We start from the raw sequence: 20,040 nt of genomic DNA on the forward strand, positions 1-20,040 counted from the left end.
CCCCTATTCGCTCGAGCCGGAATCGGTCGTCTCGGACGTGTCGGAACTGTCATCCGAGCTCTCGTCCTTCGTCTTGGTCGCAGCATCGCGCGACGTTCCCTGCGGCGTGCTGTTAGCGGTGCTCACGTCCTCATCCGAGGCCGACTGTTCGTCGGTCAGCGAGGTGATGACCAGCACTTCCTCGTTGTTCTCGGCCGTCGTCTGGGCGCGCACCACAATGGTGTAGTACACGTCGTTTGCCGATTTCTCAACCGACGAGACGGTGCCGAGCGGTAGACCCTTGGGGAACACACCGCCAATGCCCGAGGTCACGATGATGTCGCCAACCTTAACGTCGGAATCGACGCTCACATACTCAAGACGCAGCGTGCCGTCAGCCTGACCCTGCAGCATGCCCTGGGCGCGCGTGTCCTGCACCATGGCGGACACGCCCGAGTTCTCATCGCCAATCAGGCGCACGGTGGACGTCTTGGCCGAGACCTCGATAATCTGGCCTATGACACCGGCAGAACTCGTCACGGGCATGTTGATGGTAAGCCCGTCGGCAGAACCCTTATCGATGGTAACGGTCGAGGTCCAGGCATCGCCCGAAGCGCCGACGATACGAGCTGCAGTGGACTTGAGGTTGTAGGTCGACTGCAGACCGACCAGACCCTCCAGTCGCTCGGCGGTCTTTTGAGCCTCGGAGAGCTCGGCGACCTTAGAGGTCAGTTCCTCGTTTTGCTTCTTAAGCTCGTCAAGCGTGTCCTGTGACGCCGTAAGGTTAGAGAACACGTTACCGATCGCATTGAAGGGAGCCGCCACAGCCGAGCCCAGAAAACGCACCGGCGAGGTAATCGTCGTCACGCCCGAACGAACGGCATGAATCGGCCCCGTCTCGCCCTCACGAATATAAAACGTGAGCAGCAACACCGAAATCAGGCTGAAAACAATCAACGGGCGCATACCCGTTGATTGTCGCTTGGTATTCAGATTTGTGGAGAAACCCGAAGATCGTGCCAAATGGAATCCACCTTTTGGAAATTAAGCATTGGTCTGGACGAAGCCGCCATCAAACGCATTGGCCTCGAGCACGCGGGCACAGCCGTTAACAACGTTATCGAGCGCCGTGGGGCTGACGTTGACCGAAACGCCGGTCTCATCGCGCAGGCGCACGTCGAGACCGCGCAGCAGCGCGCCGCCACCGGTCAGCAAAATGCCGTAGTACATAAGGTCCGAGGCAAGATCGGGAGGCGTAGCGTCGAGTGCGTCCTTGACGGCCTTGGCCATCTCGTCGAGCGGCTTGTTGAGCGCGCGACGAATCTCCTCGCTCTCGATGCGCACGGTCTTGGGCAGACCGGTGATCACGTCGCGGCCGTTGACCTCGACGTCGAGCTCGTCCTTGAGCGGCACGGCGGAACCGACCTTGATCTTGATGTCCTCTGCCGTACGCTCGCCGATGGCCAGGTTGTAGGCATCACGAACGTGCGTGAGGATGGCCTGATCGAACTCGTCGCCGGCAATACGAATGGACTGCGAGACGACGATGCCGCCCATAGCGATAACGGCAACCTCGGTGGTACCGCCACCGATGTCGATGACCATGGAACCGGTAGGTTCCTCAACGGGCAGGTCGGCGCCGATAGCGGCGGCCATAGGCTCTTCGATCAGATAGGCCTGGCGGGCACCGGCCTGGATCGTGGCCTCAAAGACAGCGCGCTTCTCGACCGACGTGACACCGGAGGGAACGCAAACGACGACACGCGGACGCGGAGTCCACGGATAGCGCTTCTCGGACGCCTTGTCGATAAAGTAGCGAAGCATGGCCTCGGTAACATCGAAGTCGGCGATGACGCCGTCCTTCAGGGGACGAACGGCCACGATGTTGCCGGGCGTACGGCCGAGCATGCGCTTTGCCTCGATACCGACCGCCAGGATGCGCTCGTCGTTCTTGTCGATGGCGACAACGGAGGGCTCGCGAATGACGATGCCCTTGCCGCGCACGGAGACAAGCGTATTTGCGGTGCCGAGGTCGATGGCAAGATCGCCCGCATAGCTACCGAAGAACATATCCATCAAAGAAAACAACGCAACTCCTGATGTGTTGGATGATTGCTGGAAAACTACTAGCTCATCATACTAGCGCAAGCCCGGCGCCTCACTTGCGGTGAAGCGCCGGGCAAAGCTAAATCCCATAAGGTCACTACTGGTTGTCAGCAGCCGAGAAATCCATATCAAGCGAAGAAACGGCCCAGCCGATATGGTTGTCAGAGCGCACGAATTTGACGGTGTACTCCTGCTCGCCGCCCTTGGACAGCGATGCCTTCACCTTAGCGGTCGTCTCGGTCATGGACTGATCCATGCCCTCGACGGACACGGTGGCACCCTGCGGAATCGAGGAGATGATCATCGACTTAGCGTCCTCGGACAGGCTCGAGGCCAGACAAGACTCGGCCTTTGCGGTGTCACCGTCACCGGCAGCCTGGAACAGATCGGTAACGACAGACTCCTGAGACGGGAAGCCAAAGCCGCGCGTGTAGGCAAAGCCCAGACCGCCCGCGGCGATCAAAATGAGCAGAAGCAGCACGATGAAGACTTTGAGACCCGTATGGCGATGGCGACGACGGACCTTGGCCTGCTTACGATCCTGACGGTCCTGCTGGACCATCTCGGACTCGGACAGCGTAAAGAAGCCGGTGTCCGAGGGATCGGGCATAAACTGACCGGTCGCGCCCGTAGGATCGAGCGGATCGACGGCAGGAGCGTCCATCGCGGGCGCCGGAGCCGTGGCCATAGCCGTCTGGGCAGACAGCGCGGCAAGCGAATCGTGCACGCGGGCAAGCTCATCGGCCTGCTCGGAGGTGAGCTGGTAGATGCCATCGGCAGTAGCGGCGTTAAAGGCGTCGAGTGCGTCGGAGGGACGGCCGGCAGCAGAAAGCGCCTGACCCATGCCGGCGTTGAGCGCACGCGTGTCGTCGCGGGGGCCGGCAAAGTCGATAGCCGTGCGGTAGGTCTCCACGGCATCCGCCGGACGGCCGAGCTTAATGAAGCAACGACCGAGCTCGCCGAGCGCGGCGGCAGGAGCCGGATTGGCGCCGTCGATAGCAGCCTGACGGAAGGCGGTTCCCGCGTTGGCATAGTCGCCCGATTGGAACAGCGCATTGCCTAGACCCAGATAGGCCTTGAACGGCGTGGCATAGGAAGCATCCTGCGTAGCAGCAGAGAAAGCCTGAGCGGCCGTCGTGTAGTCGCCCACGGCGGCGAGCGCCTTGCCGCGGTTGGTGAGCAGCGCGCCGCGCTTGCCGTAGGTGCCGTCGTTGAGGGCGGCGGCATAGGCCTCGGCGGCCTCGGCATACATGCCCAGGTGCATCAAGGCGTTGCCACGAAGGTGATCGGCCTCGCCCATAATCTCATCGGGAGTCTTTGCCGCCCCAAGCATCTGGGCTGCAGCAGAAAAATCACCCGCGCGGTAAGCGGCGCGGCCCTGTTGGATCAGCTGGCTATTCAAGGAAGTCCCCTTTACTCGTGAACTATCTCGACATGAACGATCTCGTCGCCGGCACGCAGCTGCGAAATCACATCGAGACCCTCGACCGTGGTACCAAAGACGGTGTAACCGGAATCGAGGTTATGCTGGGCGCCCAGGCAGAAGTAGAACTGCGAACCCGCGGAATCGGGGTCCATGGAGCGCGCCATGGCAAGGGCGCCATCGACATGGCTGTTGCGCGGATTGGTGGCGAACTCGCCCTTGATGCAGTAGCCGGGGCCACCGGTACCGGGCATGCCGTCGGGGCCCTCAAGACCGGCGGCGACGTCGGCGCCGGACATGTCGCGGGTATTGGGGTCCCCGCCCTGGATAACAAAACCGGGCACATAGCGATGGAACTTAAGGCCATCATAGAAGCCCATCGTGGAAAGCTCGCAGAAGTTCGCGACATGAATGGGAGCGCCCTCGCCGTCAAACTTGACCTTGATGGTACCCTTCGACGTCTCGATTACGGCGCACTCGTCGCCGACAAGCTGATACTCGGGCGTGTAGAGCCCTTTCTTAAAACCAAACATGTGGTTCCTTCCTCGTGCGTTTAAAGCATATTTGTACGAATTGTAGCAATAAGCACGGGCTTACATCAATTGCGCACGTAGGTTATGCCGACTATGGCGAACTAATTTTAGGAACGCTGCTGCGGCTTCCAGGAACCCACATTGGCATCGTACTGGTTCAGCGCGCTGTTGCCGCCCTGCGCGATGGGCGCCAGGATCTCGCTTTGGTGGGAACTCATCGACTCGCCATCGGGAATGGCCAGCGAGATATCCCAGCTCTGGCAGATCACGTCGACGCGCTCATACATCCACTCGGCAAGCTGCTTTAAGTGGGCGATGTCATCCGCATAGACCGTATCGTCCTGTACTTTCAGGTTGTTAAGCTCATCTTGCGTCTTTTTTATCTGGTCACGCAGGGCGTAGGCACTCTGCGACAGCTCCTGACGGGTGGACAGCGGCGTTCGGAGATAGCCGTTGTTAAAGGAATCGATGACCTCGCCGATCTGATCCTCGTCAGCATAGGACACGATGGTCTGATACAGACCGTCGAGCCTGGTATAGAGCTGATCATCGGTGAGCACGGTTTCTTCCTGGACCACCTCGGCAGAATCGTCCTGCTTGGTATCGTCCTCAGTGGCCTCGCCCTTTTGGCGCGTGGGGAAGGTGGTTTGTGCAGCTTGGCCAAACTGGTCGTAGAAGCCGGGCATGACACCCATGGGATCGGCCGTCACGAACCAATAGGCACCACCGCAAACGACGGCGAGGACCGCGATGACAATAAGCGGCTTGGGAATATGACGCTTGTGCTTGTGATAGGCGTCCTCGTCGGGGTGCACCTTGCGCTTGGGTTTTTGAGCATCGTCATGCAGGGAAACGGGCATGGGAATATCGACCTTGGGGATACCGAAATCCTTATCGAAAGCCGGCAGCACGCAGGTCTCATTGGGGTCGGCGGCGTCTGAGAGCACTGCAGCGGCAGAGGTCGGCGCATGAGGCACTTCGGTATCGATCTGCTCTTGCGTTAGGCGCGGAAAGCCCGCCGTGCGGCCCGCTGCCAGGTCGGATGCGGCCGCGTCCTCGGAGAGGATACCCGGAGCGGGGCGTCCGCATTTGGGGCACGTACGATCATGCGGAGAAAGACGGGCACCGCAGCCCTCACAGAACACGAACTCGGTGTGCTCCGGACCATCGCCCGGACCCACGTAGGCGTTGCAGTAGGGGCAGAACGAGGCGCCGTCCTCGATAGTCTTAAGGCAATGCGGGCAGATCACGGCATCCTCTTTTCGAAGCAATTCAAACAATCGAGGTTAGAGCATAACATCGCCACGGCCCCACAGGAGCAAGGCACCAATTCAACATCGGCAGGGTGCGTAGTTACTTCTTCTTTTTGCTTGGCATCGAGACTTTGATGCCTTGGGCGGACTTGGTTACGCGAGAGCGCTTGGCTCCGCTACCCTTCTTTTTCTTGGGCTGGGCCTGGGCCACGCCCTCGAGTGCGCGGGCCTCGGCCTCGCGAGCGGTGCGATCTTCGCGGCGCTGCGCCATGTCGGCGGCGACGCGCTTGGCAAAACGCTCGGCCGTCGAACCCGTCGAGCTCACCTTGCCGCCACCGCGACCCAGGTGGACGCGCACACCGCGGCCAAAACCAGTTGCGGCATGACGACGACGCGGCTTGAGCGAATCCATCATCGTGGCGAGCTTAAAGAACACCGAGCAGGTAAAGACCACGATGACAGCCAAGATTACCATCTGGCCCATCGACAGGTTGGCAATAGACAGCAGCTCCGGGAATCCGATAACGCCCACCAGGATGCCGGCGACAACAAACACGAAGAGCACCACACGTAAGGACGTGAGAGGCTGCGAGATGCGCCAGATCAGGCTGACGCTCGCCGCGCACGACGTAAGCAGGCACATCGTAGACAGCGTGAGCTGGCTAAAGCCAAACACGCGCGCCACAAAGATATCGAGCGCCGCGGCCAAAATGACCGCAATCGACGCCGGCAGTGCCCGCTTGAGCACGTTCGTCAGGAACGACCCCTTCACGCGAGCATTGTTGGGCTCCAGGCCCAACACAAAGCCCGGCGCGCCGATGCAGAAGAAGTTGATGAGCGTCATCTGAATCGGCTCGAAAGGGTACGGCGGCAGCGCGATGCACAGCGCCGCCAGGCCCATCGAGAACAGCGTCTTAGTCAGGAACAGCGAAGCCGAACGCTGCAGGTTGTTGATGGAGCGACGGCCCTCGGCCACCACGGCGGGCATCGAGGCAAAGTCGTTGTCGACGAGCACGATCTCGGCCACGTTACGCGCGGCATCGGAGCCGGCCGCCATGGCCACGGAGCAGTCGGCCTCCTTGAGCGCCAGCACGTCGTTGACGCCGTCGCCTGTCATGGCCACGGTGTGCTCGCGGCGCTTGAGCGCCTGCACGAGCTCGCGCTTCTGCTGCGGGGTCACACGACCAAAGACATGGTAGCGGTCCACTGCGGCATCGAGCTTGGCCGGCGTATCGAGCGTCGTGGCGTCCACATAAGCGTCCGCCCCCGGCACGCCCACCACGCGCGCGATCGACGACACCGTACGCGGGTCGTCGCCACTGATCACGTTGAGCGTCACGCCCTGCTCGTTAAAGTAGCCGATGGTCTCGGCCGCCGAGGTACGGATCTCGTCGCGGATGGTCACAAAGCCCACAGGCTCGGCCTCGCCCACCATATCGCCATCGGGCGTAAAGCCGTCAACGCGCGCCACCACGAGCACGCGGCAGGTATCGGCAAGCTCGGCGACACGGTTCTCGACCTGCGAAAACACACGATCAGAGAGCACAAACTGCGCGGCGCCCATTACGTAGGAGCCCTGCGCAAACGAAGCGCCACTCCATTTTTTAGACGACGAGAACGGAATGACCGACAGCGGCTCAGACACCTCGACCGGGCGATCGGCGTAATAGTTGAGCAGCGCCTGGCAGGTCTCGTTGGCATCGGCCGAAGTCGCACGCGCGACGTTAGCAAGGGCAAAATCGAGCACCGTGGTATCGACGGGAACAGCCGCCTCGTTCTCCCCCACGCCCAAGGCAACGCCCTCAACCGGCAGCGGATAGGTACCCTCGACCTCCATGCGACCCGACGTGATGGTGCCCGTCTTGTCCAGGCACAGTACGTCGACGCGAGCGAGCGTCTCGATGCAGTAGAGCTGCTGCGCCAGAACCTTGCGGCGGGCCAGGCGCACCGTGGCGATGGCGAGCACCGACGAGGTCAGCAGCACCAGGCCCTGCGGAATCATGCCCAGCAGGGCGCCCACCGTGGACAGCAGCGCCGACGAAGGCACGCGGCCGGCCAGCAGCTCGGAGAAGCACCAGGAAAGCGCGCTATCGCCCGGGGTTCCCGCGGCATCCCACAGCTCGCTCACACTCGAGGCAAACAACGCCAAACCGAGCGGGATCATGATGATGCTCGCAAAGCGCACAATGGCGTTCAGCGCGTTCATGATCTCGGAATTGACCTTTTTGACGTACTTGGCCTCGTTATTAATTTTGGCCACGTAGTTGTCGGCGCCGACATGGATCACGCGGGCGCGCAGCAGACCTGAGTCGATAAAGCTACCGCTCATGAGCTCGGAGCCGGGCTGCTTCTTAATAAGGTCGCTCTCGCCCGTCAGCAGGCTCTCGTTCACGAGTGCCTCGCCCGAAACCACCACGGCGTCGGCGGGAATCTGGTCACCGCGCCCCAAGCGGATAATGTCGTCGAGCACGATCTGGTCCAGGTCGAGCTCCACCTCAGCGCCGTCGCGCACCGCGATGGCCTTCTTGGAGGTTAGCAGCGTAAGCTTATCGACCATCTTCTTGGAACGCATGGACTGAATGACGCCAATAGCGGTATTGAGGAACACCACGAACAGGAACGTCAGATTCTTAAACGAACCGGTCAAAATGACCAGGAAAGCCAAGATCACGTTGATCAAATTGAACAACGTGCAGAGGTTCTCAATGATGAGCTCTTTGACCGACTTGGTCTTGAGCTCCATGTTGCGGTTGATCTTACCGGCGGCGATGCGCTCCTCGACCTCGGCGGTCGAGAGTCCGCGCTCGATATCCGTTGCTGCCATACCACGTCCCATCACGTCGCGTCGGTATAAGAAAAACCGCCCGGACCATGCGAGGTTCGGACGGTCTCACGTTCGATGGTGCCCCATGTTGGATTCGAACCAACGGCCTTCTGCTCCGGAGGCAGACGCTCTAATCCTCTGAGCTAATAGGGCGAACGGTAGGCATTATACCCAAGTGCGCCACGGGCTATCAAAATAAAAGAAAAAGCTTTGCAATTCCGAGGAAGACGCGGCGCAACGGCCCACTTTAGAAGGCAAAAGCGAATCAGATAGTATAAACTCTCATGCACCATATATACACGGCTCGCGATGCGGGCCGTTTTTACAAGGGTTATCCATCGAGGTGAGAGGCACACCATGATTGCAATTTTAAAGCAGAGCGCCAGCGACGAGGCCGTCAGCCATATCGTCAGCTGGATTGAAAAAAAGGGCCTGAAGACCGACGTCTCGCGCGGCGAGAACGAGACGATCATCGGCCTGGTGGGCGATACGACCAAGATCGACCCGTTCCTGCTCGAGTCCATGGACGTCGTCGAGCGCGTGCAGCGCGTCTCCGAGCCGTTCAAGCGCGCCAACCGCAAGTTCCACCCCGAGGACTCCGTCATCGACTGCGGCCACGGCGTCAAGATCGGCGGCGATCAGTTCCAGGTCATCGCCGGCCCGTGCTCCGTCGAGGGCGAGAACCTCATCCGCATCGCCCGCCGCGTGAAGGCCGCCGGTGCCACGATGCTGCGCGGCGGTGCCTACAAGCCCCGCACTTCCCCGTACGCCTACCAGGGCATGGGCCCCGCCGGTCTGGACCTGCTGTGCGAGGCGTCTGCCGAGCTCGACATGCCGATCGTCACCGAGATCATGGACCCGCGCGACGTGCAGGTCTTCCTGGACAAGAAGATCGACGTCATGCAGATCGGCGCCCGCAACGCCCAGAACTTCCCTCTGCTCAAAGAGGTCGGCAAGACCAAGACTCCGATCTTGCTTAAGCGCGGCATGTCCGGCACGATCGATGAGCTGCTCATGGCCGCCGAGTACATCATGAGCGAGGGCAACGACAACGTCATCCTGTGCGAGCGCGGCATCCGCACCTTCGAGACCCGCACCCGCAACACATTCGACCTCAACGCCGTGCCGGTGCTGCACCACCTGTCGCACCTGCCCGTCGTCGCCGACCCCAGCCACGCCACCGGCTACACCCGCTACGTTGAGCCCATGGCGCTCGCGGCGACCGCCTGCGGCGCCAACGGCCTGGAGATCGAGGTCCACGACGACCCGAGCCACGCTTGGTCCGACGGCGCCCAGGCCCTCACGCCCGACCAGTTCGACGACACCATGCGCCGCATCCGCGCCATCCGCGAGGTCGTCTGCCAAGAACCCGTTCAGGAGTAGCCCATGGGTACGGTGAGAAACGCACGCGTTAACCAGGGTGGCCCCAAGTGCGCCGGCATCGTGGGCCTGGGCCTCATCGGCGGCAGCTTTGCCCGCGGCTATGCGCAGGCGGGCGTTCGCGTGCTGGCCTGGGACCCCGACGATGACGTGATGACGGCCGCCAGCATGGGCACCGTTGCCGGCGAGCTCAACGACGAGACGCTCGGCGAGTGCGACATCATCGTCCTTGCCTGCTATCCCGAAGCCTGCATCGAGTGGCTCGAGGCACACGCCCAGGCACTCGCCGACGCCACCGACACCGAGGCCATCATGGGCCCCGTGGTGATCGACACCGTGGGCGTCAAGAACATCGTGTGCGAGCGCGCCTTTAAGCTTGCCCGCGAGCACGGTTTTTACTTTGTGGGCGCGCACCCCATGGCGGGCACGCAGTTCTCGGGCTACGCGCATTCCCGCTCCGACCTGTTCCAGGGCGCCCCGCTGGTGCTCGTACCGCCCGCGGTAGACGATGCGCTCAAGCTGGAGCTTTTGGGCCAGGTGCGCGAGATGGTGCGCCCCTTGGGCTTTGGCAAGTTCAGCGTGACCAGCGCCGCCGAGCACGACCGCGTCATCGCCTTCACGAGCCAGCTTGCGCACGTGGTATCCAACGCCTACGTCAAAAGCCCCACCGCCCAGGTCCACCACGGCTTTTCGGCCGGTAGCTACCGCGATCTCACCCGCGTGGCGCACCTCAACCCGCAAATGTGGTCCGAGCTCATGATCGACGACGCCGACGCGCTCGCCTTCGAGATCGACCATCTGATCGAGTCGCTTGGCGCCTACAGCCGTGCGCTCAAGAACCGCGACCAGCGCTATCTGGAGAATCTCCTTGCCGAGGGCGACCGCATTAAGCGCGCACTCGACGACGAGGCCTCCCACTAGACCACCTATCACGCCAGGTCGAAAGGACCGAAGCTTATGGCGATTACCATCGATATCGACACCGCACGCCCCTACCAGGTGCATGTTGGCACGTTTTTGCTGGAGCAGGCGGGACCGCTCGTGCGCGCCACTGCCGGCGGCACCAAGGCCGTCATCGTGACGGACACCAACGTAGGCCCGCTCTACCAGATGCCCGTTAAGCAGAGCCTGGAGGCGTCAGGCTACGAGGTGAGCATCTGCACCTTCGAGGCCGGCGAGGCCCATAAGCGCGCCGAAACCTATGTTGCCATTTTGGAGTTTGTGGCCGAGCACGAGCTTTCGCGCTCCGACGTGATCGTGGCACTCGGGGGCGGCGTCGTGGGCGATGTGGCGGGCTTTGTGGCCGCGACCTACATGCGCGGCTGCAAGTTTGTGCAGATCCCGACGAGCCTGCTCGCCATGGTGGATTCGTCGGTGGGCGGCAAGACCGCCATCGACCTGGCTGCCGGCAAGAACTTGGCCGGCGCCTTTTGGCAGCCGAGCGTGGTTATCGCCGACGTGGGGTGCCTGGCCACCCTCACGCCCGAGCAGTTCGCCGACGGCTGCGGCGAGGTCGTCAAGCACGCCGTGATCGCCGACCCGGAGCTTTTCGCCGAGCTGGAGAAGACCCCGCTCACGCTGGAGCTGCTCAACCGCGATGTGGCCCGCGTAGCACTCATCATCGCCCGCAATATCGACATCAAGCGCGCCGTGGTCGTTGCCGACGAGCGCGAGACCAACCAGCGAAAGCTGCTCAACTTTGGGCACAGCGCCGGACATGCCGTCGAGGCCTGCGAGCACTTTGAGCTGGGACACGGCAACTGCGTGTCAATCGGCATGGGCATCATCACGCGTGCCGCGGCCCTGCACGGCATTTGCGACGCCGAGCTGCCCGGTCGCATCGAGGAGCTCTGCGCCCGCCATGGCCTCAAGACCCGCTGCGAGCTATCGGCCGACGCCATCTTTGCCGAGGCGCTCCACGACAAGAAGCGCGCGGGCGACACTATCGACCTTGTGATTCCGCACGGCATTGGCCGCTGCAGCATCGACCGCACGCCGCTTTCCACTTTCCACGAACTCATTGCCGAGGGCCTCGGCCAGAAGGGAGACGCATCCGCATGCTAGCCCGCATCACCCCGTCCCCGCTTAAGGGCACCGTTCCCGCCATCGCGTCCAAGTCGATGGCGCATCGCCTCATCATCTGCGCTGCGCTTGCCAACGGCGAGACGCACGTCACCTGCAACACCACCTGCGCCGACATCGAGGCCACGGTGCGCTGCCTTACGGCACTGGGTGCTCGCATCGAGACCGTAGAGGACGGCTTCCAGGTCCACCCCACCATGAAGAGTGTTGAGTTTGGCCTGCTCAAGGCCCTTGCCGGCGGCACGCTTGACTGCGGTGAAAGTGGCTCCACGCTGCGCTTTATGCTGCCTGTCGCCTGCGCGCTGGGTGCGGATGCCACCTTCGTAGGCCAGGGCCGCCTGGGCGCCCGCCCGCTCTCCCCGCTCTCGGACGAGATCATCGCCGCCGGCTGCGACCTACAGGGTCTGGGCGGTTTTCCGCTCAAGACGAGCGGCCGCATGCGCCCGGGCACCTTTGTGCTTCCGGGCAACGTGAGCTCGCAGTACATCTCGGGCCTGCTGCTGGCAGCCCCGCTGCTGGCCCAGCCCTCCTGCGTGCAGGTAACCGGCCTCATCGAGAGCCGCCCCTACATCAACCTGACGATACAGGCCATGAAGGCCTTTGGCGTCGAGGTCAACGTCGAGCGCATTCCGGCCAAGGACGGCCAGCCCGAGGTCACGAACTTCCGCGTGAGCAGCGGCTCGTACCGCACGCCCGGCAGCGTAGCCGTCGAGGGCGACTGGTCCAACGCCGCCTTTTGGCTGTGCGCCGGTGCCATCGGCACCGACCCAATCACCGTCGAGGGCGTGTCACTGAGCTCCGCACAGGGCGACCGTAACGTGCTTGCCGCGCTTTCGCGCTTTGGCGCCCGCATCGTGCGCTCCACCAACGCCGCCACCGTGCAGTCCGACAAGCTCGCCGGCTTTGAGATGAGTGCCCACGACATTCCGGACCTGGTGCCCGTCATCTCGGCCGTGGCCTCGCTGGCACAGGGCCGCACCTTTATTCGCGATTGCGCCCGTCTGCGCATCAAGGAATCCGACCGTCTGGTCACCACCACCCGCGAGCTCACCGCGCTGGGCGCGCAGGTGCGCATTGCCGGCGATGACCTCATCATCAAGGGTGTCGATGCCTTCACCGGCGGCGAGGTCGATTCGCACAACGACCATCGCATCGCCATGATGGCCGCTATCGCCGCGAGCCGCGCCACCGGCGAGGTCGTGATCCACGGCGCCGAGGCCGTCAACAAGTCCTATCCCGATTTCTTCGACCACTACCGCCTGCTGGGCGGCAAGGTCACACTCGAGGAGGAATAGCATGTCCTCGACCTTTGGCAACGTCTTGCACTTAAGCATCTTCGGCCAGTCGCACTCCCCCGCCATCGGCTGCTCACTCGATGGCATTCCGGCGGGCATCGCCGTGGACCAGGAGCAGCTGCAGGCCTTCCTCGACCGTCGCGCCCCCGGTCGCGACGAGACCGCAACCAAACGCCGCGAGGCCGACGCCGCGCACATCATCGCCGGTGTTGTCGATGGACATACCACCGGCGCGCCCATCGCCGCGATTATCGAGAACACCAACACGCGCTCCAAGGATTACTCCGAGCTGCGCCGCAAGCCCCGTCCCGGACATGCGGACTTCCCTGCGCGCGTGAAGTATCACAACATGCACGATGTCGCCGGCGGCGGACACTTCTCCGGCCGCCTAACGGCACCCCTGTGCATCGCCGGCGGCATTGCGCTGCAGGCACTCGAGGCCCGCGGCATTAAAGTGATGGCGCATGTGGCGCAGATCGGCGGCATCTCCGACCTGCCGATGGACGACATAGTCTATCGCGAGGCCGACCGCAAGGCGATCCTTACGAACGATCTGCCGTGCATTGACGCCGCCGCAGCCGGCCGCATGCGCGAGGAGATCCTAGCCGCGCGCGACGAGCTTGACAGCATCGGCGGCATCGTGGAGTGCGGCATCTACGGACTTCCCGCGGGCATCGGCGACCCCATGTTCGACGGCATCGAGAACCGCATCGCGCAAATCGCGTTTGGCATTCCCGCCGTAAAGGGCGTGGAGTTTGGCATGGGCTTTGCCGTGGCCGCCATGCGCGGCAGCGAGAACAATGATCCGTATCGCATCGATGCCGAGACCGGCGAGATCGAGGTCGAGTCCAACAACACCGGCGGCATCCTGGGCGGTATTTCGACCGGCGCGCCCGTCATGTGGCGCATGGCCGTAAAGCCGACGCCCTCCATTGGCCGCGAGCAGCAGACCGTAGACATGGACGCTATGGAAAATGCCGAGCTCTCGGTCCACGGCCGCCACGATCCCTGCATCGTCCCCCGAGCCGTCCCCGTAGCCGAAGCAGCCGCCGCCCTCGCCATCTGGGACGCTCTCCTCGAGGACGCCGCCCAGCTCTAACCCGACTCACCTGGGTTGCCTGCCAACTCAGCCGTTACGTGAAAGGGGCCTCCATGGACCTTGCTGACATCCGCCAGGCCATCGATGGCATCGACACCACGCTCCTCAACAGCTTTGTCGAGCGAATGGACATTGCCACCGAGGTAGCCAAGTCAAAAATCGAGATGGGCAAGGCCGTCTTCGACCCCGCCCGTGAGCGCTCCAAGCTCAACAACCTCGCCAGCCGCGCGCCCGAGCGCTACAAGGCGCAGACCATCACCCTGTTCCGTCTCCTCATGAGCATGAGCAAGGCCGAGCAGCAGCGCTACATCAACGAGCTCAAGGGCATCACGGTGTCGCAAAAGGCCCATGCCATGGCCGCAGCCTTTGACACACCCTTCCCCCAGACGGCAACCGTCGCCTGCCAGGGCGTCGAAGGTGCCTACAGCCAAATCGCCGCGTGCAAACTCTTCGACGTGCCCGACATCGCGTTTTTCGAGACCTTCGAAGGCGTTATGCGCGCTGTGCGCGACGGCTTCTGCGAGTTTGGCGTGCTGCCCATCGAGAACTCCACCGCCGGCTCGGTCAACGCCGTCTACGACCTGCTCGCCCAGTTCGACTTCCACATCGTGCGCTCGCTTCGCCTCAAGATCGACCACAACTTGCTCGTCAAGCCCGGCACTAAGCTCGCCGACGTGCGCGAGGTCTACAGCCACGGCCAAGCCATTGCCCAGTGTGCCGGCTTTATCGAGTCCCACGACCTGCACGCCACCAAGTACCCCAACACCGCCATGTCGGCCGAGATGGTCGCCAGCTCCGGGCGCACCGATGTTGCCGCCATCGCATCGCGCAGCTGCGCGACACTCTATGGCCTGGAGGTGCTGGAGTCCAACATCCAGGACTCGGACAACAACTACACACGCTTTGTCGTCATCAGCCGCGAGCCACGCGTCTATCCCGGTGCCAACCGTACCTCGCTCATGATCACCACGGCCAATGAGCCGGGTGCCCTCTATCGCGTGCTCGAGCGCTTCTACGCGCTCAACATCAACCTCATCAAACTCGAGAGCCGCCCCATCCCCGGCCACGACTTTGAGTTTATGTTCTACTTTGATCTGGACTGTCCCTTTGGCAGCAAGGCCCTCGACGACCTGCTCGATTCGATCGACGACGTATGCGAGAGCTTCACCTACTTTGGCAGCTACACGGAGGTGCTCTAGATGACCGATACCGCCGCAACCCGCCCCTACGGCGTGCTGGGCCGCGTGCTGGGCCACAGCTACACCCCGACCATCTACAAGGAGCTGGCGGGGCTTGAGTACGTGCGTTTTGAGCGCGAGCCCGAGGATCTTGAGGCTTTTATGACGGGCGACGAATGGGAGGGCACCAACGTGACCATCCCCTACAAGCGCGCCGTCATGGAATACCTGGACGAGCTGAGCCCGCTCGCCGAGCGCATGGGCAACGTCAACACCATCACGCGCCTGCCCGACGGCCGCCTGCACGGCGATAATACTGACTACTTCGGTTTCCAGTGCCTGGTCGAGGAGTTGGGCGTTGAGGTTGCCGGCAAGAAGGCCCTCGTGCTCGGTGCCACCGGCGGCGCCGGCACCACGGCAAGTATGGTGCTGGGAGACATGGGCGCCATCGTCGTACCCGTGGGTCGCACGAGCGAGGTCAACTACGACAATATCGCGCAGCAGTCCGACGCCTCCCTACTCGTCAACTGCACGCCCGCCGGCATGTTCCCCCATTGCCCCGACGCGCCTTGCACGCTCGAAGGCCTCGATGCGCTCGAGGGCGTCATCGACATTGTCTACAACCCCGCCCGCACGGGCCTGATGCTCGAGGCCGAGCGCCGCGGCATCCCCTGCATCGGCGGCCTGCTTATGCTTGTTGCCCAGGCGGCACAAGCTGTCGAGCGCTATACCGGCAAAGCCACCCCGCGCGAGAGGATCCTGGACGTAACGGAGCGCCTGTCACGCCGCGAACAGAACATCGCGCTGATCGGCATGCCGGGCTCGGGCAAGACCCGCGTGGGCGAGCAGATCGCCCAGCTCACGGGCCGCGAGCACATCGATCTCGATCGCGCCCTCGAGGAGCGCCTGGGCATGCCCTGCGCCGACTTTATCATCAAGTGCGGCGAGGCGGCCTTCCGCGAGCAGGAGACGGCAGCGCTGGCCGACATCTCCAAGCGCAGCGGCTTGGTGCTCTCCACCGGCGGCGGCGTGGTTACGCGCGACGAGAACTACCCTCTGCTGCACCAAAACAGCCAAATCGTGATGCTCAACCGCAAGCTCGACGAGCTCGCCCACAAGGGCCGCCCCATCACCGCGCGCGACGGCATCGACAAGCTGGCCGAGCAGCGTATGCCGCGCTACCGCGCCTGGGCCGACTACATCATCGACTCACGCGACTGCGCCGCCAACACCGCCCATGCCCTCCTCGACACCCTCCCACCCGCTCTCTAACCAAAACCACCACAAAGGGGGCAGGCACCTTTGTGGTGGTTTTTCAACTGCAAAGGAAGCAACCATGAAAGCACTCGTCATTAACGGCCCCAACCTCAACATGCTCGGCATTCGCGAGCCAGGCATCTACGGCAGCGACAACTACGATCGCTTAGTGCAGATCTGCCAGGAAGCGGGTGCCGCACAGGGCCTCGACGAGGTCGAGGTCTTCCAGTCTAACCACGAGGGCAGCATCGTCGACAAGATCCAGGAGGCTTACGGAAAGGTCGACGGCATCGTCATCAACCCGGCCGCCTACACGCACACAAGCGTGGCCATCCTGGACGCGCTCAAAGCCGTCGCCATCCCGGCTGTGGAGGTCCACATTAGCGCAGTCGAGACCCGCGAAGACTTCCGCCAGGTGAGCTACGCCCGTCTGGCCTGCTTCGCCACCATCACCGGAGAGGGCCTGAAGGGCTACGCCCACGCGTTGGAGCTGCTGAAAGAGCATCTCGAAAAGTAAAATGCCAACCCCAACAAACAGCAGCGGCTTGCTCGCGCTCGGCTCCAGCAACACACAAGATGAAAAAAGCCCAGACCACCAAGCGGTCTGGGCTTAATAAACGATGGTGCTCCATGGCGGATTCGAACCGTCGACCTTGGGATTAGAAGTCCCCTGCTCTATCCAACTGAGCTAATGGAGCAAATAACCGCACGCCCAAGCAAGCACAAGCCTGTCAGGCGCAAGTAATTATAACCTAGTTGAACTGCTCGCGGTACGCCTTGCAGACCTCATCGACCGGGCCGTCCATGCGAAGGTCACCCTTCTCAATCCAAACGGCACGCTGGCAGATGCGCTCAACCTGCTCCATAGAGTGCGAAACGAACAGAACCGTCACGTCGCCGCTCTGGATAAAGTGCTGGATGCGGGCCTCACACTTTTGCTGGAAGAACACATCACCGACGGACAGCGTCTCGTCAACGATCAGAATATCGGGCTCGGTAATCGTCGCGATTGCAAAGGCGATACGCGCCACCATGCCCGAAGAGAAGTTCTTAAGCGGCATATCGACAAAGTTCTGCAGCTCAGCGAACTCGATAATGCCGTCAAAGTTGGCGTCGATGAACTCCTTGGTATAGCCGAGCAGGGCGCCGTTCAGATAGATGTTCTCGCGGGCGGTCAGCTCGGGGTCAAAGCCGGCGCCAAGCTCAATCAGCGGCGCGATGTTACCGTGCACCTTAACGCTGCCCTCGCTAGGCTCAAGAACGCCAGCGATAATCTTGAGCATCGTAGACTTGCCGGAGCCATTGGTGCCGACCAGACCCACAACCTCGCCGCGATGAATATCAAACGAGATGTGCTTAAGCGCCCTAAACTCCTCAAAGAACAACTCGTGCTTGGCAAGCTTGATGAAGTACTCCTTGAGGTTGGTCAGCGACTCGGACGCCATGTTAAAGATCATGGTGACGTCGTCGACCTCGACAGCCAGAGGCTGCTCGCTGTAATCAACAACAGATTCAGTCATCACAGCACTCCTTAGATGTAGAGGATGAACTTGCGCTCGGACTTATGGAACACGGTATAGCCAATAACAAGCGCAAGAACCGCCCAAGCAGCGCACATACCAAACGTCATAAGCGAGGGCGTAGTTTGGAACAGAAAGATATCGCGCATAAACTGCAGGTAGTTGTACATGGGGTTCGCATACATCAAGATACGCACGAGATGCGGCATTTGCGCAATATAGTCAGTCGTCCAGAAGATGGGCGTAATATAAGTCCACGCCGTAATGACTACGCTCCACAGATGCATAACGTCGCGGAAAAAGACCGTAAGGGCAGAGAGCATCATGCCCAGGCCCATGCAGAAGCACATAAGCAGCAGCAGGCAAACCGGCAGCAGAATCAGGTGCCAAGAAGGCATAACGCGGAACCACAGCATGACGATGGCGACGGCGACCAGCGAGAAGGCAAAGTTCACCAGCGAGAAAAGCACTTTCTGCACCGGGAAGACCCAGCGGTGCACCTTAACCTTCTTGAGCAGAGGGGCAGCACCCACGATCGACGTTAGGGCCTGGTTCGTGGACTCGGACATGACGGCAAAGGTAACGTTACCCACGATCAAGTACAGCGGGTACATCTCGGGCGTCATTGATCCATTGCGGCCCTGGCCAAAAATCGTCGAGAACACGATGGCCATGACGATCATCATCAGCAGCGGGTTGAGAACCGACCATGCGACGCCCAGAACGCTACGGCGATACTTGATCTTAAAATCCTTGGTAACCAGCTGACGAAGGATAAACGCGTCCTTCTCAAATTCGTTCTTAGCAAACGTCGCAGGCAGACTGCGAGTTTCTTGTTGCTTTGTCTGATCCGACACGGATGCAACTCCTTTACTCGTAATCGTTGACAAACGAACAGTATAGACCCGACGGCCATGCAAACGATTCGCGCAACAAAACTGGAGAACTAACCCACATCTTAGGATGCCAGGCCCAAACGGCTATACTTTCTAGGATTGAATGTATAAGGAGCATTAAGTGAATTCTGAATCCATCGCCGTCATCATCCCTTGCTACAACGAAGCGCTCACGATCGGCAAAGTCATCGACGACTTTCACCGCGAGCTTCCGCAGGCGACGGTCTATGTCTATGACAACAACTCGTCGGACGATACCTCACGCATTGCCACCGAGCACGGCGCCACAGTCCGCTTTGAGCCCCGTCAGGGAAAGGGCAACGTGTGCCGCCAGATGTTTCGCGATATCGACGCCGATTGCTACCTGATGGTCGACGGAGACGACACCTACCCCGCCGAGGCGGCCAAGGCCCTCTGCGAGCCCATCCTTAACGGCACGGCCGACATGACCGTAGGCGATCGCCTTTCCAACGGCACCTACGCCGAGGAGAACAAGCGTGCCTTCCACGGCTTTGGCAATAATCTGGTCCGCGCCATGATCAAGTGGATCTATGGCTACAGCTTCGATGACGTCATGACAGGCTACCGCGCCATGAGCCGCCCGTTCGTTAAAACCTTCCCAGTGCTTTCCGAGGGCTTTCAGATCGAAACCGAGCTCTCGATCCACGCCGTCGACCACCGCTGGCGCATCAAAGATGTGCCCATCGAGTACCGCGACCGTCCCGAGGGTTCCGAGTCCAAACTCAACACCGTGAGCGACGGCATTAAAGTCGTTGCGATGATCGGCACGCTGTTCAAGGACTACCGCCCGCTGAAGTTCTTCAGCCTCGTTGCGCTTCTGTTCGCGGTATTCGGCCTCGCCCTGGGCATGCCCATCGTTGTCGAATATTTCCAGACCGGCCTCGTCCCGCGCTTCCCCACCGCTGTGCTCGCCGCCTCGTTTATGTTCCTGTGCGGCCTGAGCCTTGCGACCGGCTTCATCCTAGATTCTGTAGCAAAGGTCGAAAAAAAGCAGTGGGAGGTCAACGTGTACAGCAAATACGCCTACGACGACCAGCCCGGCCACCCTACTTCCATGCCAAGCGAGAGGTAGATCTTCCGCAAAATACTATTGGCACCACTGCGCAGATAGCCACCAATCAGAACCACCCTTAAAAAGGGTGGTTTGCTCTTAGGGTATAACCCACGGGCCCCGGGCTCGCGTCTAAAGGCGCG

General features: G+C 61.6%; 17 protein-coding genes and 2 tRNA genes. 9 read left to right on the forward strand and 10 right to left on the reverse strand.

All coding sequences use genetic code 11. The annotated features are described in order from the left end of the window. Positions 1-3: 3 nt before the first annotated feature. From mreC to I2E13_RS02800, 7 genes are all read right to left on the reverse strand, one after another. Positions 4-945, reverse strand: coding sequence for a rod shape-determining protein MreC (mreC, locus tag I2E13_RS02770; protein WP_195404127.1), 942 nt, complete (start codon positions 943-945; stop codon positions 4-6). Positions 946-1,023: 78 nt separating this feature from the next. Continuing rightward, the gene (mreB, locus tag I2E13_RS02775; RefSeq protein ID WP_006236061.1) at positions 1,024-2,055 is read right to left on the reverse strand and encodes a rod shape-determining protein; all 1,032 of its coding nucleotides are present in this window, start codon (positions 2,053-2,055) and stop codon (positions 1,024-1,026) included. Between the two features lie 127 nt (positions 2,056-2,182). Further along, positions 2,183-3,487 (reverse strand): tetratricopeptide repeat protein, encoded by a 1,305-nt coding sequence (locus I2E13_RS02780; protein WP_055309859.1) that lies wholly within the window; start codon positions 3,485-3,487, stop codon positions 2,183-2,185. An 11-nt stretch (positions 3,488-3,498) separates the two neighbouring features. After that, positions 3,499-4,041 (reverse strand): peptidylprolyl isomerase, encoded by a 543-nt coding sequence (locus tag I2E13_RS02785; RefSeq protein WP_195404112.1) that lies wholly within the window; start codon positions 4,039-4,041, stop codon positions 3,499-3,501. 107 nt (positions 4,042-4,148) lie between these two features. Continuing rightward, positions 4,149-5,291, reverse strand: coding sequence for a double zinc ribbon domain-containing protein (locus tag I2E13_RS02790; protein WP_195404113.1), 1,143 nt, complete (start codon positions 5,289-5,291; stop codon positions 4,149-4,151). Positions 5,292-5,394: 103 nt separating this feature from the next. Then, positions 5,395-8,118, reverse strand: a complete 2,724-nt coding sequence (locus I2E13_RS02795) for an HAD-IC family P-type ATPase (protein WP_195404114.1) — start codon at positions 8,116-8,118, stop codon at positions 5,395-5,397. A 76-nt stretch (positions 8,119-8,194) separates the two neighbouring features. After that, positions 8,195-8,271: transfer RNA gene (locus I2E13_RS02800), tRNA-Arg, on the reverse strand. A gap of 204 nt (positions 8,272-8,475) precedes the next feature. Here I2E13_RS02800 and aroF point away from each other — a divergent pair. The 8 genes from aroF to aroQ all read left to right on the forward strand — a co-directional run bounded on the left by aroF (position 8,476) and on the right by aroQ (position 16,926). Further along, positions 8,476-9,501, forward strand: a complete 1,026-nt coding sequence (gene aroF / locus I2E13_RS02805; RefSeq protein WP_195404115.1) for a 3-deoxy-7-phosphoheptulonate synthase — start codon at positions 8,476-8,478, stop codon at positions 9,499-9,501. A 3-nt stretch (positions 9,502-9,504) separates the two neighbouring features. Next, the gene (locus tag I2E13_RS02810; RefSeq protein WP_195404116.1) at positions 9,505-10,419 is read left to right on the forward strand and encodes a prephenate dehydrogenase; all 915 of its coding nucleotides are present in this window, start codon (positions 9,505-9,507) and stop codon (positions 10,417-10,419) included. A gap of 36 nt (positions 10,420-10,455) precedes the next feature. Next, on the forward strand, positions 10,456-11,562 hold the full coding sequence (gene aroB / locus I2E13_RS02815) for a 3-dehydroquinate synthase (protein WP_195404117.1): 1,107 nt from the start codon (positions 10,456-10,458) through the stop codon (positions 11,560-11,562). After that, on the forward strand, positions 11,556-12,875 hold the full coding sequence (gene aroA, locus I2E13_RS02820) for a 3-phosphoshikimate 1-carboxyvinyltransferase (protein WP_117757150.1): 1,320 nt from the start codon (positions 11,556-11,558) through the stop codon (positions 12,873-12,875). The genes aroB and aroA overlap by 7 nt, the downstream gene beginning before the upstream one ends. A 1-nt stretch (position 12,876) precedes the next feature. Continuing rightward, a complete protein-coding gene (aroC, locus tag I2E13_RS02825) occupies positions 12,877-13,974 on the forward strand; it encodes a chorismate synthase (protein WP_195404118.1) in 1,098 nt (365 codons plus the stop codon). A 53-nt stretch (positions 13,975-14,027) separates the two neighbouring features. After that, positions 14,028-15,173, forward strand: coding sequence for a prephenate dehydratase (pheA, locus tag I2E13_RS02830; protein ID WP_195404119.1), 1,146 nt, complete (start codon positions 14,028-14,030; stop codon positions 15,171-15,173). Then, a complete protein-coding gene (locus I2E13_RS02835; protein WP_138374971.1) occupies positions 15,174-16,424 on the forward strand; it encodes a shikimate kinase in 1,251 nt (416 codons plus the stop codon). It begins immediately after the preceding gene. Between the two features lie 64 nt (positions 16,425-16,488). Then, on the forward strand, positions 16,489-16,926 hold the full coding sequence (aroQ, locus tag I2E13_RS02840; RefSeq protein ID WP_195404120.1) for a type II 3-dehydroquinate dehydratase: 438 nt from the start codon (positions 16,489-16,491) through the stop codon (positions 16,924-16,926). A gap of 104 nt (positions 16,927-17,030) precedes the next feature. Here the strand turns inward: aroQ and I2E13_RS02845 are convergent. The 3 genes from I2E13_RS02845 to I2E13_RS02855 form a co-directional block, all read right to left on the reverse strand. Then, positions 17,031-17,107 (reverse strand) — tRNA-Arg (locus I2E13_RS02845). A 54-nt stretch (positions 17,108-17,161) separates the two neighbouring features. Further along, entirely contained in the window at positions 17,162-17,929 is a 768-nt protein-coding gene (locus I2E13_RS02850) for an ABC transporter ATP-binding protein (RefSeq protein WP_006236046.1), read from the reverse strand. An 11-nt stretch (positions 17,930-17,940) separates the two neighbouring features. Next, positions 17,941-18,786: an ABC transporter permease gene (locus tag I2E13_RS02855; RefSeq protein ID WP_231501564.1), complete on the reverse strand. Its 846-nt coding sequence runs from the start codon at positions 18,784-18,786 to the stop codon at positions 17,941-17,943. A gap of 160 nt (positions 18,787-18,946) precedes the next feature. Here I2E13_RS02855 and I2E13_RS02860 point away from each other — a divergent pair, with 160 nt between their 5' ends. Next, positions 18,947-19,918, forward strand: coding sequence for a glycosyltransferase family 2 protein (locus tag I2E13_RS02860; protein WP_117654851.1), 972 nt, complete (start codon positions 18,947-18,949; stop codon positions 19,916-19,918). Positions 19,919-20,040 lie beyond the last annotated feature (122 nt).

Origin of the sequence: Collinsella aerofaciens, from assembly GCF_015554145.1 — a bacterium.
GTDB classification, from domain to species: domain Bacteria; phylum Actinomycetota; class Coriobacteriia; order Coriobacteriales; family Coriobacteriaceae; genus Collinsella; species Collinsella aerofaciens_AA.

Bases quoted from the DNA above. Each gene is read 5' to 3' on its own strand.
- mreC (WP_195404127.1), bottom strand. From the start codon at position 945: ATGCGCCCGTTGATTGTTTTCAGCCTGATTTCGGTGTTGCTGCTCACG.
- mreB (WP_006236061.1), bottom strand. From the start codon at position 2,055: ATGGATATGTTCTTCGGTAGCTATGCGGGCGATCTTGCCATCGACCTC.
- I2E13_RS02785 (WP_195404112.1), bottom strand. From the start codon at position 4,041: ATGTTTGGTTTTAAGAAAGGGCTCTACACGCCCGAGTATCAGCTTGTC.
- I2E13_RS02795 (WP_195404114.1), bottom strand. From the start codon at position 8,118: ATGGCAGCAACGGATATCGAGCGCGGACTCTCGACCGCCGAGGTCGAG.
- aroF (WP_195404115.1), top strand. From the start codon at position 8,476: ATGATTGCAATTTTAAAGCAGAGCGCCAGCGACGAGGCCGTCAGCCAT.
- I2E13_RS02810 (WP_195404116.1), top strand. From the start codon at position 9,505: ATGGGTACGGTGAGAAACGCACGCGTTAACCAGGGTGGCCCCAAGTGC.
- aroB (WP_195404117.1), top strand. From the start codon at position 10,456: ATGGCGATTACCATCGATATCGACACCGCACGCCCCTACCAGGTGCAT.
- aroA (WP_117757150.1), top strand. From the start codon at position 11,556: ATGCTAGCCCGCATCACCCCGTCCCCGCTTAAGGGCACCGTTCCCGCC.
- aroC (WP_195404118.1), top strand. From the start codon at position 12,877: ATGTCCTCGACCTTTGGCAACGTCTTGCACTTAAGCATCTTCGGCCAG.
- pheA (WP_195404119.1), top strand. From the start codon at position 14,028: ATGGACCTTGCTGACATCCGCCAGGCCATCGATGGCATCGACACCACG.
- I2E13_RS02835 (WP_138374971.1), top strand. From the start codon at position 15,174: ATGACCGATACCGCCGCAACCCGCCCCTACGGCGTGCTGGGCCGCGTG.
- aroQ (WP_195404120.1), top strand. From the start codon at position 16,489: ATGAAAGCACTCGTCATTAACGGCCCCAACCTCAACATGCTCGGCATT.
- I2E13_RS02850 (WP_006236046.1), bottom strand. From the start codon at position 17,929: ATGACTGAATCTGTTGTTGATTACAGCGAGCAGCCTCTGGCTGTCGAG.